The sequence below is a fragment of the Achromobacter sp. ACM04 genome, assembly GCF_014851465.1.
GTDB lineage: Bacteria > Pseudomonadota > Gammaproteobacteria > Burkholderiales > Burkholderiaceae_B > Achromobacter > Achromobacter aegrifaciens.
This window is the reverse complement of sequence record NZ_JACUZS010000003.1, coordinates 671270-684244: the sequence shown is the minus strand read 5'-3', so window position 1 is coordinate 684244 and position 12975 is coordinate 671270. Positions and strand designations below refer to the sequence as shown.

The following is a 12975-nucleotide window of genomic DNA, read 5'->3' as shown; positions in this document are numbered from 1 at the left end:
TCAGATGCGTTGCAGGTCCAGCAACACGCGGCGGGTCGACAAGGGACGGCCCGCCAGGATTTCGGCCAGCCGTTCGCGCAGGTCGCGGCGCAGGGCCGGCTCGATCGCCGGGTCGTCGAAATCGGGAGGATCCTCGTCCACGCCATAACCGGTTTCGCGCAGCAGCGTCCATTCGAAGCGGCGCAGCGCGCCCGCGGCGCGGGTGCCGCCGGACAACTGCTGCAAGGCGAAGTCGTAGGCGTCGAACAACAGCGGATGGGCGTCTTCGCGCGGTAGCAGCCGCAGCAGCAGTTCGTTCATATACCAGGCCGACATCAGCGCGGTGCCGGTCAGCGGCCGGATGCCCGCGATCTCGGCGCGCGTCAGCGTCTTGACCTCGCCATTGCCGGTCCACGACAGCAGCAGCGGCTGGAACGCGGACAACACGGGACGCAGGACGGAATACGGGCGCTTCGCGCCCTTGGCGACCATGGCCACACAACCGTGATCGCGTGAGAAAGTCTGAACGATGAGGGAGGTTTCACGCCACGCGGTGGCGTGCAACATGTATCCGGGGCGATCCTGGACGCGAGGCGCCCGTCTACTCATAGCCCAGATCGCGGAGCGCACCCTCGCGGTCGGACCAGCCCTTGCGCACCTTGATGTAGACCTCCAGGTGCACCGGCTTGTCCAGCAGCTTGGCGATGTCCTGCCGCGCCTCCGTGGCGATGCGCTTCATGTGCATGCCGCCCGCGCCCAACAGGATGGGCTTGTGGCTGTCGCGCTCGACCACCACGCAGGCATTGATGCTGGCGCCCTTGCTGGTCTCTTCCCATTGCTCGATGACGACGGTACAGCCGTAAGGCAGTTCGTCGCCAACCAGGCGGAAGATCTTCTCGCGCACCAGTTCGGCGGCGATGAAGCGCATGGGGCGGTCGGTCAGCGTGTCTTCCTCGAACATCGGCTCGCCTTCCGGCAGGCGCGACGCGATTTCTTGCAACAGCTGATCCAGCTGCTGGTTCTTGGTGGCGCTGACGGGCACCACGGCGCCGAACGGATGCAGCGCCATGATCTTGGACACGAAGGCGAACAGGTCGTCGCGGTTCTTCAGTGCGTCGATCTTGGAGACGACCAGGATGGTGCGTTCCGGCGCGGGCAAAAGCGGCAGCAGCTTGGCGTCGCCCTCGGACCATTTGCCGGCTTCCACCACATGCACCACCACGTCCACGTCGGCCAGGGCCTGCGTGACCACGCGGTTCATCATGCGGTTCATGGCGCCGCCATGGCGGGTCTGGAAACCCGGCGTATCGACGAATACGAACTGCTCGTGCTCGCGCGTCAACACACCGTGGATGCGGTGGCGCGTGGTCTGCGCCTTGCGCGACACGATGGAAATCTTGGAACCGATCAGGGCGTTCGTCAGGGTGGACTTGCCCACGTTGGGGCGGCCCACGATGGCGACGAAGCCGGTACGAAAAGGGGTATCGCTCATTTAGTCTCTTGAGCCACTGCCACCGGCAGCGACAATTGCGCGGTTTTGCGCGCCTTGCCCGACTTGCGGGCAGCCTTGGTCGCCGGGCTGACGGCCAACGCGGCCTCCAGCGCCAGCTTGGCCGCCGATTGCTCGGCGGCGCGGCGGCTGGCGCCGGGCGCCATCACCTTGATCTCGAGCGCCGGAATGGCGCACTCGACTTCGAACTGCTGGCTATGGGCCGCGCCATGCGTGGCCACCACCGTGTACACCGGCAGCGCCAGCTTGCGGCCCTGCAGGAATTCCTGCAGCAAGGTCTTGGCGTCCTTGCCCAGGGTCTTGGGATCGACCGAAGCCAGCACCGGCTGGTACTGGCGCACGATCACGCGACGGGCGGCGTCGAAACCCGCGTCCAGGAACACGGCGCCGAACAGGGCTTCGACCGTGTCCGCCAGGATGGAAGGCCGGCGGAAACCGCCGCTCTTCAATTCGCCTTCGCCCAGACGCAGGTATTGCGACAGTTCCAGCCGCTGGGCGATATCCGCCAGCGAGGCCTGCTTGACCAGATTGGCGCGCAGGCGCGACAGATCGCCTTCGTCGATTTTGGAATAACGCTCGAACAGCATCGCCGCAACGACAAAGTTCAGCACGGAATCCCCAAGGAATTCCAGGCGCTCGTTGTGGCGCGCACCGTGGCTGCGGTGCGTCAGCGCCTGTTCGAGCAATGCCGAATCACTGAAGTGGTGATCCAGGCGGTTTTCTAGCGTGGCTAGCGACATAATCAGTTGAACCGGCCGATGCGGCTGAGATCGCTGAAATTCATCCAGATGAAGAACGCGCGGCCGACGATATTGGCTTCCGGTACGAAGCCCCAGTATCGGCTGTCGGCGCTGTTATCCCGATTATCGCCCATGGCGAAAAACTGCCCCTCGGGTACTTTGCAGCGTACCCCATTACGGCTGTATTGGCAGTTCTGGCGGTTGGGAAATTGCCACATCGGGCCATACTCCTGCGGCTTGCCCTCATCCAGCAGGATTTTGTGCTCAACGTCGCCCAACTTCTCTTTATATTGCGCAATATATGACACACGATCCGGCTCGAAGTAGTCGCCGTCGCGCTCATGCGGCACCAATTCGCCGTTGATGTAGAGCTTTTTGTCCAGGTAGGCGACCTCGTCGCCCGGCAGGCCGACCACGCGCTTGATGTAGTCAACGTCCGGATCCACGGGGTAGCGGAACACGAACACGTCGCCGCGCTGGGGCTTGCCCACCTCGATGATCTTCTTGTCGATGACCGGCAGGCGCAGGCCGTAGCTGAACTTGTTCACCAGGATCAGATCGCCCGATTGCAGGGTCGGCAGCATCGAGCCCGACGGAATGCGGAACGGCTCGACCACGAACGAGCGCAGCATGAACACGAACAGGATGACGGGGAAGAAGCTGACGGCGTATTCGATCCACCACGGCATGCGGCGCGCGGCGTCGCCGGCTTCGCGGCGCAGGCGCTCGGCTTCCTGGGCGTCGCCGACCAGGGCCGTATCGTATTGCGCCATTGCCGCCTGGGCCCGGCGTTCGCGGCCCTTGCGCAGCACTGCCAGATCAAGCACCCAGATAATGCCGGTCAACACCAGCAAAACAAAAAGAATCAGGGCAAAGTTCCAACTCATCAGCTAACCGCCTTTTCGGGTTCTATTTGTCTTCCACTTGCAGGATGGCCAGGAACGCCTCCTGCGGAATTTCCACGCTACCCACCTGCTTCATGCGCTTCTTGCCGGCCTTCTGCTTTTCCAGCAGCTTCTTCTTGCGCGAGATGTCGCCGCCGTAGCACTTGGCCAGCACGTTCTTGCGCAGCGCCTTGACGTTTTCACGCGCGATGATTTCGGCGCCGATGGCGGCCTGGATCACCACGTCGAACATCTGGCGCGGAATCAGGCCGCGCATGCGCGTGACCACGTCGCGGGCGCGATGGCGCGCGTTGCTGCGGTGGACGATCACGGCCAGCGCGTCGACGCGGTCGTTGTTGATCAGCAGGTCCACGCGCACCACGTCGGCCGAGCGGTACTCCAGGAACTCGTAGTCCATCGAAGCGTAGCCGCGCGACACCGACTTCAGCTTGTCGAAGAAGTCCAGCACGATCTCGGCCAGCGGGATCTCGTACACCAGGTGCACCTGGCGGCCGTGGTAGCTCATGTTGACCTGCACGCCGCGCTTGTTATTGCACAGCGTCATGACAGGACCCACGTAGTCCTGCGGCATGAACAGCGTGACCTTCACGATGGGTTCGCGGATGTCGGCGATCTTGCCGATTTCCGGCATGCGCGACGGGCTTTCCACGGTGATCACGGAACCGTCGCGCTGTTCGACCTCGTACACCACCGACGGCGCGGTGGTGATGATGTCCATGTCGAATTCGCGCTCCAGGCGCTCCTGCACGATTTCCATGTGCAAAAGACCCAGGAAGCCGCAACGGAAACCGAAGCCCAGCGCCTGCGACACTTCCGGCTCGAACATCAGCGCGGCGTCGTTCAGCTTGAGCTTTTCAAGCGAATCGCGCAGCTGGTCGTATTCGGAGCTTTCCACGGGGTACAGGCCCGCGAACACCTGCGGCTTCACTTCCTTGAAGCCGGGCAGCGGTTCGGCTGCAGGCTTGTTGGCCAACGTGACGGTATCGCCCACCTTGGCGTCTTCCAGCTGCTTGATGCCGGCGATGATGAAGCCCACTTCGCCCGCCGACAGATGCGGACGCTGTTGCGACTTCGGCGTGAACACGCCGGTCTGCTCGCAAAGGTGGGTGGCGCCGGACGCCATCAGCAGGATCTTGTCCTTGGGCTTGAGCACGCCGTTGATGATGCGCACCAGCATCACCACGCCCACGTAGTTGTCGAACCACGAATCGATGATGAGGGCCTGCAGCGGCGCGTCGGGATCGCCCTTGGGCGGCGGCACGCGGGCCACGACCATTTCCAGGATCTCATCGATGCCCATGCCGGTCTTGGCGCTGGCCAGCACCGCCTGCGAGGCGTCGATGCCGATCACATCCTCGACTTCCTGGCGGGCGCTGTCGGGATCAGCCTGCGGCAGGTCCATCTTGTTCAGCACGGGCAGCACTTCCACGCCCAGCTCGATGGCGGTGTAGCAGTTGGCCACGGTCTGCGCTTCCACGCCCTGCGAAGCGTCCACCACCAGCAGCGCGCCTTCGCAGGCCGACAGGGAGCGGCTGACTTCATACGAGAAGTCCACGTGCCCCGGGGTGTCGATCAGGTTCAGGTTGTAGACCTTGCCGTCCTGCGCCTTGTAGTGCAGGGCCGCGGTCTGGGCCTTGATGGTGATGCCGCGCTCGCGTTCGATTTCCATGGAATCGAGGACCTGCGCCGACATCTCGCGATCCGCCAATCCGCCGCAGCGCTGGATCAGGCGATCGGCCAGGGTCGATTTGCCGTGATCGATGTGGGCAATGATGGAGAAGTTGCGAATATGCTGCATGCTTGAAGTTATAAGGGACGGAACACTCGGCACTGGGCCGGAAGACACCGCCGCCGGAATACGCACGGCTGACGAGGAGGGTGCCAACGGGCCTGGCCCGGGCAAAACAAGGGGGCGCCATGCGCCCCCTCTTGCGGCAACCAGGCATTTTAGCCGGTCTTGCGCCTTTTTTCTGCGGACTCGGAAGACGGGCCCGGCATTACTTCGATGCCGGCACCGCCACCCACTGCGTCTGGTCGCCGCGGCGCACCAGCAACCCTGCGGCGCGGCCCTTGTCCAGCTTGGCCACGAGTTCGCCGAACTGCTTGGCGCCCGTGACGTCGGTGTCGTTCAGGGCCAACACGATGTCGCCTTCCTGCAGGCCGGCCTTGGCCGCAGCGCCTTCGGCCACCTTGACCTGGACGCCGCCCTTGATGCGCAGCTTCTTCTGCACGTCGGCCGGCACGTCGACCACGCCCAGACCCAGCGCATTGGTGACTTCCGGGACTGGCGGCGCGCCCTTCTTGCTGGCGCCCGCGGCCTTCTCGGTCGGGATCTCGCCCACCTTGACCGTCAGCGTCAGGTTCTTGCCCTTGCGCCACACTTCCATGTCGGCGCGCGTGCCCGGCTTGGTTTCGCCCACGATGCGGGGCAGGTCGGACCAACGCTTGATGGGTTCGCCGTTGAACTTGAGGATCACGTCGCCCGGCTGCACGCCTGCCTGCTCGGCAGGACCATCGGCTTCCACGCTGCTGACCAACGCGCCTTCGGCCTTGGGCAGGCCGATGGCTTCGGCCACGTCCTTGCCCACTTCGCCGATCTGCACGCCGACGCGGCCGCGCGTGACCTTGCCGGTAGCGCGCAACTGGTCCACCACGCGCATGGCTTCGTCGATCGGAATGGCCAGCGAAATGCCCATGAAGCCGCCGCTGCGCGAAATGATCTGGGAATTGATGCCCACCACCTCGCCTTGCAGGTTGATCAGCGGACCGCCCGAGTTGCCCGGGTTGACCGCCACGTCGGTCTGGATGAACGGCAGGTATTCGCCGGTATCGCGGCCGATGGCGCTGACGATGCCGGAGGTCACGGTGGAATCCAGGCCGAACGGCGAACCGATGGCCAGCACCCACTGCCCCTTCTTCAGCTTCTTGGGATCGCCGATCACCAGCGGGGTCATGTCCTTGGCTTCGATCTTGATCAGCGCCACGTCGGTGCGCTCGTCCGTGCCGATGACCTTGGCCTTGAACTCGCGGCCGTCGGTCAGCGTGACGTAGATGTCCGTCGCGTCCACCACCACGTGGTTGTTGGTCAGGATGTAGCCGTCATCGGAAATGAAGAAGCCGGAACCCACGCCGCGCGGCACGGTGCGCTCTTCGGGCTGGGATGGCTGCGGACGCTGACGCGGCGAGGGGCCGGGCTGAGCGCCGCCGCCGGGCGGCTGGAATTCGGGGCCGAAGAACCAGCGGAACAGTTCATAGGGATCGTTGCCGCCGCCGGGGCCCATGCCGCGCACCGGCACCGTGGCCGTGGTGCGGATGTTGACGACCGCGGGGTCGGCCTTTTCGACAATGCTAGTGAAATCAGGCAGCGTCACCGTCGGCGCCTGGGCGACGGCGGCAGGCACATAGGCGCCGGCCAACATGACGCTGGCCGCGGCCGCCACCAGAAAGCGCCGGAAAAAAGCATTCGACACTGTCATTGCTTTCATAAGTGTTACTCCGAAATTGCTGCTTGCCACACCCGGCCGATCACTTGGATTCGGCCCCGGGGGCTGCTGCCGCAGGCGCGGCGGGCACATATTCAGTGGCTTGCGCCAGCTGCTCCAGCGTCGCGATGGGCACTTCGCCCACGGCGGTCAGCCAGAAATCAGCGATGCGCGTGCCATAGACCGTGATCGCCCCGCGCTGCGCGGCGCCGTGGGGAGGACGGTGGCCGCGCTGGCTGTCGTAGGGTTCGATGAACACGGAAATGGCCGCCAGTCCGTCGGACAATACCATCTGGTTGACCGTAATGCCCTTCCCCATCGAACGGGCCACCTGCATGACGGCCTTGAAGCCCTTGGGCGCCGGGATGCGCCACCCCTGGGCAGCCAGATCCACCGGTTTCATCGAGGGTTCCAGCACCTTCCAGTCGCGCGTGCTCCAGCGCGAGCTCAGCAACTGGGGATCGACTTCCGAGCCCAGCCGCAGCGAGGTGAAGGACACCTGCTCGACCACGCCGCGGGCGGCGTTCAGCGTCTGGGCCTTGAGCAGCAGATTGGTTTCGACGTCCGCGCACAGCCGGTAGCCGTAGCGCAGCTTGTCCAGCGGCTCGATCGTGATCAGGCGGCATTCGCGCCCGGCCACGCGGTGCAGCGCGGACTCGGCGTGGATCTTGTAGTGCTCGGACAGGTTGGCCGCGTCGCCCAGCAGCAGACCGGGGAAGCGGTCGCCTCGGCGGCGCTCCAGCAACACGGTCTTGCGCTCGGGCAGCAGACACTGCACGTCTTCGTTGTGACGCAGGTACTCGCGGGGCTGGCCGTCGAGGATTTCCAGGCGTTCGCGTTCACCGGTGCCGTCCACCACGTGCACCAGGCGCGAGGACTGGATCGTTTCGCCCTGCTGGTACATGAAGACGCCCGCGTAGTCCTGCTTGCGGGCGGCTTGTTGGATGCGGGTCAGCAGCTGGACCACGTCATCGGTGACGGCAGGCGCGGCATCGGCCGCGCGCGCGGGTTCGTGCGCAGCCAGGAAAGCGGTCAAAAGCGTGGCGGCAAACCAGCCGGCGCGGTGGGCCTGCAGCGTGGCGGCCCGGCCCAGCACCGGCCAGCGCGATGGAAGCACCAACGCCATCAGCGCCCCACCCCGGTGTCAAAGGACACCTGGCGCACGGCGCTCGGGCCAGCCATCTGGCGATGCGCTTCCAGGTAGTCGCGCAAGCCCGAATCGTCGGCTGCCGCGGCGGGCGAGCTGGCATCGGCCAGTACCCGGACTTCGGTCGCCGGTTCGCCGGTCAGGTAAGGCTGCGCCACCCAGGCGACGGTCGCCACGGCAGCGGCCACCGCCAGGCCGGACAGGCCGACCCGCAATGGCGAGCGGCGCCGAGGCGCCGCAACGATGGGCAATTCCGCGTCCAGCGCCCGTGCCAGGCGGGCCTGGAAGGCCGCGCTGGGGGTCAGCGCCAGATCGGCGTTGCGCAGGGAATCACCGATCAGATGATAGGTGTCCCAGGTCTCGCGCCCCTCGCGGGACAACAAGCCGGGAAAGATGTCGTCGGATTCCTCTCCGTCCATCCAGGCGGAAACCGACTCCTCCCAGGAGGACTCGGCGATCACAACGGATTTGGCTGCTGTTTGCATGACTGCCACTCCTTACCAGCGACGCTCGGCATCGGTGCCTAGCAACGGACGCAACTTGGTGGCGATAGCTTCACGCGCACGAAAAATGCGGGAACGCACCGTACCTATCGGGCAATCCATGCTCTGGGCGATGTCTTCGTAACTCATACCTTCGATTTCACGCAGGACAATTGCGGTACGCAATTCTTCCGGCAATTCCTCAATAGCCGCGTTCACCGTCTCGGCGATTTCGCGGCTGGCGACCATGGATTCCGGCGTGCTTATATCGGTTAGGTTGTCGGTTTCGTTAAAAGTTTCACCGTCTTCCGTTTCTATCGCATTGGGCGCGCTGGGACGCCGGCCCTGCGAGGCCAGCCAGTTGCGCGCCGTGTTGATGGCGATCCGATACAACCAGGTGTAAAAGGCGCTCTCCCCACGGAATTGGGGCAAGGCGCGGTAGGCCTTGATGAAAGCCTCCTGGGCCACGTCCTCGATTTCCGCGGGGTCGCGGATCATGCGGGCCAGCAGACGGAGAATCTTGCGCTGGTACTTGAGCACCAGCAGGTCGAAAGCCTTCTTGTCGCCCCGCTGGACGCGCGCGACAAGCTCGGCGTCGACTTCGCGCTCGCTCATGACGCCTCCCGCAGGCTGGGCGCCGGACGGGCAGGCCGCGCCGCGCCGGCCAGCAGGCACAGGCGCCGCCAGGACTCGGGGCGCAACGTCCGCTGCCAGACGGTGAGGGTGATTGTGCTGTTGGTAAAGGCCGTACTCCCGGTGGACAAGGGCTGCAAAGTGAGCGTCAGCCAGCGGGGACCACGCTGTTCTCGCAACAGCCTTGCGTCCTGCCAGCCTTGCGGCAGGCGTACCTGCCAGCTCCCTGCCCCGGCTGCCGCGCGCAACGCGGATACGGGGGACAGGCTGCTCCGTGCCGAGTGTAACAGCCCGGCCAGCACAAGCAGGAGCGCAATCGCCGCGCCCGCTGCCCATGCCATGCCGTGCCAGGACGCCGCCGTCAGCACGCTGGCGCCAGCCGCGGCCAGCGCCAGGCCAAAAAGCGCCGTGGCGCTTCCTGGCCGCCTGACGGGCACGCGAAACGCCCAGCGTTCCCCGAGCGCCTCTTCCAAATCAGACCCGGCGAACGGCCATCGAGCCGTTGGTGCCGCCGAAGCCGAACGAGTTGGACAGGCCGACATCGATCTTCATCTGCCGCGCCTCATTGGCGCAGTAATCCAGATCGCATTCCGGATCTTGATTGAAGATGTTGATCGTGGGCGGCGACACCTGGTTGTAGACCGCCAGGGTGGTGAACACCGCCTCGATGCCACCGGCCGCGCCAAGCAGGTGCCCGGTCATGGACTTGGTCGAATTGACCACCAGCTTCTTGGCGTGATCGCCGAAAGCCAGCTTCAAGGCGTCGGTTTCGTTCTTGTCGCCCAGGGGCGTCGAGGTGCCATGCGCGTTGACGTACTGCACGTCTTCGAGGTTCAGGCCGCCGTTGCGCAGCGCATTCACGATGCCGCGACGCGGACCGTCCTTGTCTGGAGCCGTGATGTGGTGCGCATCGGAACTCATGCCGTAGCCCACGAACTCGCCGTAGATGCGCGCGCCGCGCTTCTTGGCGTGTTCGTACTCTTCCAGCACCAGTACGCCCGCACCCTCGCCCAGCACGAAGCCGTCGCGATCGCGGTCCCAGGGACGCGAAGCCGTCTGAGGATCGTCATTGCGGGTCGACAAGGCGCGCATCGCGGCAAAACCGCCGATGCCCAGCGGCGACACGGTGGACTCGGCGCCGCCGGCAACCATGACGTCGGCATCGCCGTACTCGATCAGACGCGCAGCGTCGCCGATGCAATGCAGGCCGGTGGTGCAGGCCGACACGACCGCGTAGCTCGGGCCCTTCATGCCATATGCGATGGACAAATGACCGGAGATCAGGTTGATCAGCGAACCCGGCACGAAGAACGGCGAAATGCGGCGCGGACCCTTGGCCAGGTATTCAACCTGCGTTTCCTCGATGCGCGGCAGACCGCCGATGCCCGAGCCCACGATCACGCCGATGCGTTCCGCGTTGGCTTCGGTGACTTCCAGGCCGCTGTCGCGCCATGCCTGCATCCCGGCGGCCAGGCCGTAATGGATGAAGGTATCCATCTGGCGGGCTTCCTTGGCCGAGATATAGGTGCTGATGTCGAAGTCTTTGACTTCGCCGGCAATATGCGTGGTGATGGCCGAGGGATCGAAACGGGTGATGCGGCTGATGCCAGAACGTCCGTTGACGATATTGTCCCAAGCGGTGGTCAAGTCGTTCCCGACGGGAGAAACGATACCCAGGCCAGTGATGACGACACGTCGCTTCACGGATGACTCCTCAAACAGACAAAAGAAAGGCGGTTTTCGGGATGCGCTGCACGTGCGGCCCACGCGAAAGCGGGTCGGGCATTACTACGCCCTTCCCGCATGCGGACCGCACGGCAAATTCCTGAAACCGCCCCGATTTTCCGGCTGGCTGCGACGGACGTCGCGAGGCAACCAGAAGGGTAAAAGCCCAGCTTACTGCTTGCCGTGCGAATTGATGTAGTCAATCGCTTGTTGCACGGTCGTGATCTTTTCGGCCTCTTCGTCGGGGATCTCGGTCTCGAATTCGTCTTCGAGCGCCATGACCAGTTCGACCATGTCGAGCGAATCGGCACCGAGGTCGTCAAGGAAGGAGGATTCGTTCTTGATCTCGGCTTCGTTGACGCCAAGTTGTTCAGCGACGATCTTCTTGACGCGCTGTTCGATGCTTTCCATGCAGATCTCCAATTGGGAAAAATCCCGCGAATTATAGCCAAGCGCGGAGTTTTGCGACGCCTGGCCGTGACAAAAATAACACCGCGCACTTGATCTGTCGCCGGGAATGGCGCAGGAAACCGGTGTGCGGCGTTTCCGGTTGAACCTCGCGTTGCCTCGCCGTTTGTGTCCGGCGGCGGCATGGCGGAACTGGCCGCCTACGCGCGATTCGTGACTTATTGCATGTACATCCCGCCGTTGACGTGCAGGGTGGTGCCGGTAATGTAACCCGCCTGCGGCCCGGACAAAAACGCCACGGCGTGGGCGATGTCGGCAGGCGAACCCAGGCGGCCCAGCGGAATCTGCTGCAGCAAGGCCGCAGTCTGATTTTCGCCCAGCGCGCGCGTCATGTCGGTATCGATGAAACCGGGCGCGACGCAGTTCACGGTGATGTTGCGGCTGCCCAGTTCACGCGCCAGGGCGCGCGACATGCCTGCCACGCCGGCCTTGGCCGCGGCGTAGTTGGCCTGGCCCGGGTTGCCGCTGGAACCCACCACGGATGTGACGTTGATGATGCGTCCCCAGCGGGCCTTCATCATGCTGCGCAGCACGGCGCGCGACAGGCGGAAAACCGAAGCCAGGTTGGTATCGATGACAGCCGACCAGTCCTCATCCTTCATGCGCATCGCCAGCGTATCACGGGTGATGCCTGCGTTATTGACGAGGATGTGGGGACCGCCGCCCTCCTTGCCCAGCGCGTCGATCAGCGCATCGCAGGCAGCGGCGTCGGTCACGTCCAGCACCACGCCGCGGCCGCCCAGGGGCGCCAGCGCTTCGGTGATGGCGGCAGCGCCCGATTCGGACGTGGCGGTGCCGACGACGGTGGCGCCGCGCGCAGCCAGTTCCTGGGCGATGGCGCGGCCAATGCCACGCGTGGCGCCGGTCACCAGCGCGATCTTGCCCTGCAGTTCGATCGAGGTGTTGTCCATGTTCTTAATTTCCGTTGACGGCGGCCAACGCTGCTTCAAGCGAAGCAGGATCGGTAATGGCCATGCCCGTGAGTTCGGGATCGATGCGCTTGGTCAGGCCGGCCAGCACCTTGCCGGGACCGCATTCGATGACGTGCGTGACGCCTTGCGCCTTCATCGCGCGCAGGGTTTCGACCCAGCGCACAGGATGCCATGCCTGGCGCACCAGCGCATCCCGGATTGCATCGGGTTCGACAGGCGAAGCCACGTCGACGTTGTTGATCACTTGCACCTGCGGCGCGGACACGGTCACGCCGGCCAGCGCGCCGGCCAGCACGTCTGCGGCGGGCTTGAGCAGGCTGGAGTGGAACGGCGCGGACACCGGCAGCAGCAGCGCGCGCTTGGCGCCTGCGGCCTTGGCCAGTTCGCAAGCGCGTTCGACCGCGGCCTTGTGGCCTGCGATCACGACCTGCGCGGGCGCGTTGAAGTTCACGGCCTCGACAACCTCGCCCTGGGCGGCGGCTTCGCAGGCCGCGCGCACGGCGTCGTCGTCCAGACCCAGGATGGCGGCCATGGCGCCGGTGCCTACCGGCACCGCGGCCTGCATGGCGTCGGCGCGCACGCGCACCAGACGCACGGCATCTTCAAGCGCGAGCGAGCCCGCGGCCGTCAGCGCGGCGTATTCGCCCAGGCTGTGGCCGGCCACGACGTCGGGCTTGCGGCCGCCAGCAGCGCACCAGGCCGCGTAGAACGCAGCGCCAGCGGTCAGCATGGCGGGCTGGGTGTTGGTGGTCAGGTTGAGCTGTTCCGCAGGGCCTTGCGCGATCAGCGCGCCCAGGTCCTGACCCAGCGCCTGCGAGGCGCGCGCCACGGTGTCCGTGACGGCCGCGACGCCGGACCAGGCGTCCAGCATGCCGACAGCTTGGGAACCTTGGCCAGGAAAGACAAAAGCGATTTTCATGTTTGACCGTTTGGATTGATTCAGTGTCTGTGTGGAATGCCAGGCACATCGTT

Annotated in this window: 13 protein-coding genes; all 13 read right to left on the bottom strand. The window is 64.9% G+C overall.

Going from position 1 to position 12975, the window contains the following annotated elements; all coding sequences use genetic code 11:
- On the bottom strand, positions 1 to 588 hold the full coding sequence (gene recO / locus IB259_RS19510; RefSeq protein ID WP_054450631.1) for a DNA repair protein RecO: 588 nt from the start codon (positions 586 to 588) through the stop codon (positions 1 to 3).
- Positions 581 to 1471, bottom strand: coding sequence for a GTPase Era (gene era, locus IB259_RS19505; protein WP_054450629.1), 891 nt, complete (start codon positions 1469 to 1471; stop codon positions 581 to 583). The genes recO and era overlap by 8 nt, the downstream gene beginning before the upstream one ends.
- Entirely contained in the window at positions 1468 to 2229 is a 762-nt protein-coding gene (gene rnc / locus IB259_RS19500) for a ribonuclease III (protein WP_054450627.1), read from the bottom strand. Before rnc ends, era begins: the two co-directional genes overlap by 4 nt.
- Before the next feature lie 2 nt (positions 2230 to 2231).
- Positions 2232 to 3116, bottom strand: coding sequence for a signal peptidase I (gene lepB, locus IB259_RS19495; RefSeq protein ID WP_054450625.1), 885 nt, complete (start codon positions 3114 to 3116; stop codon positions 2232 to 2234).
- A gap of 22 nt (positions 3117 to 3138) precedes the next feature.
- Entirely contained in the window at positions 3139 to 4932 is a 1794-nt protein-coding gene (gene lepA / locus IB259_RS19490) for a translation elongation factor 4 (protein ID WP_054450623.1), read from the bottom strand.
- A 199-nt stretch (positions 4933 to 5131) separates the two neighbouring features.
- Positions 5132 to 6619 (bottom strand): DegQ family serine endoprotease, encoded by a 1488-nt coding sequence (locus tag IB259_RS19485; RefSeq protein WP_054450621.1) that lies wholly within the window; start codon positions 6617 to 6619, stop codon positions 5132 to 5134.
- A gap of 40 nt (positions 6620 to 6659) precedes the next feature.
- Positions 6660 to 7742 (bottom strand): MucB/RseB C-terminal domain-containing protein, encoded by a 1083-nt coding sequence (locus tag IB259_RS19480; protein WP_054450619.1) that lies wholly within the window; start codon positions 7740 to 7742, stop codon positions 6660 to 6662.
- Positions 7742 to 8248 (bottom strand): sigma-E factor negative regulatory protein, encoded by a 507-nt coding sequence (locus tag IB259_RS19475; RefSeq protein WP_054450617.1) that lies wholly within the window; start codon positions 8246 to 8248, stop codon positions 7742 to 7744. Before IB259_RS19475 ends, IB259_RS19480 begins: the two co-directional genes overlap by 1 nt.
- 12 nt (positions 8249 to 8260) lie before the next feature.
- Complete coding sequence (rpoE, locus tag IB259_RS19470) at positions 8261 to 8860, bottom strand: RNA polymerase sigma factor RpoE (protein ID WP_006389292.1); 600 nt, start codon at positions 8858 to 8860, stop codon at positions 8261 to 8263.
- Between the two features lie 492 nt (positions 8861 to 9352).
- Positions 9353 to 10582, bottom strand: a complete 1230-nt coding sequence (gene fabF, locus IB259_RS19465; protein ID WP_054450616.1) for a beta-ketoacyl-ACP synthase II — start codon at positions 10580 to 10582, stop codon at positions 9353 to 9355.
- A gap of 192 nt (positions 10583 to 10774) precedes the next feature.
- Positions 10775 to 11014, bottom strand: a complete 240-nt coding sequence (gene acpP / locus IB259_RS19460; RefSeq protein WP_003813816.1) for an acyl carrier protein — start codon at positions 11012 to 11014, stop codon at positions 10775 to 10777.
- A gap of 215 nt (positions 11015 to 11229) precedes the next feature.
- Positions 11230 to 11982 (bottom strand): 3-oxoacyl-ACP reductase FabG, encoded by a 753-nt coding sequence (gene fabG / locus IB259_RS19455; RefSeq protein WP_059374778.1) that lies wholly within the window; start codon positions 11980 to 11982, stop codon positions 11230 to 11232.
- Between the two features lie 4 nt (positions 11983 to 11986).
- Complete coding sequence (gene fabD / locus IB259_RS19450; protein WP_054450614.1) at positions 11987 to 12922, bottom strand: ACP S-malonyltransferase; 936 nt, start codon at positions 12920 to 12922, stop codon at positions 11987 to 11989.
- Between the last annotated feature and the right edge of the window lie 53 nt (positions 12923 to 12975).

Coding starts and splice junctions, on each gene's coding strand:
- recO (WP_054450631.1), bottom strand. CDS start 588: ATGAGTAGACGGGCGCCTCGCGTCCAGGATCGCCCCGGATACATGTTG.
- era (WP_054450629.1), bottom strand. CDS start 1,471: ATGAGCGATACCCCTTTTCGTACCGGCTTCGTCGCCATCGTGGGCCGC.
- rnc (WP_054450627.1), bottom strand. CDS start 2,229: ATGTCGCTAGCCACGCTAGAAAACCGCCTGGATCACCACTTCAGTGAT.
- lepB (WP_054450625.1), bottom strand. CDS start 3,116: ATGAGTTGGAACTTTGCCCTGATTCTTTTTGTTTTGCTGGTGTTGACC.
- lepA (WP_054450623.1), bottom strand. CDS start 4,932: ATGCAGCATATTCGCAACTTCTCCATCATTGCCCACATCGATCACGGC.
- IB259_RS19485 (WP_054450621.1), bottom strand. CDS start 6,619: ATGAAAGCAATGACAGTGTCGAATGCTTTTTTCCGGCGCTTTCTGGTG.
- IB259_RS19480 (WP_054450619.1), bottom strand. CDS start 7,742: ATGGCGTTGGTGCTTCCATCGCGCTGGCCGGTGCTGGGCCGGGCCGCC.
- IB259_RS19475 (WP_054450617.1), bottom strand. CDS start 8,248: ATGCAAACAGCAGCCAAATCCGTTGTGATCGCCGAGTCCTCCTGGGAG.
- rpoE (WP_006389292.1), bottom strand. CDS start 8,860: ATGAGCGAGCGCGAAGTCGACGCCGAGCTTGTCGCGCGCGTCCAGCGG.
- acpP (WP_003813816.1), bottom strand. CDS start 11,014: ATGGAAAGCATCGAACAGCGCGTCAAGAAGATCGTCGCTGAACAACTT.
- fabG (WP_059374778.1), bottom strand. CDS start 11,982: ATGGACAACACCTCGATCGAACTGCAGGGCAAGATCGCGCTGGTGACC.
- fabD (WP_054450614.1), bottom strand. CDS start 12,922: ATGAAAATCGCTTTTGTCTTTCCTGGCCAAGGTTCCCAAGCTGTCGGC.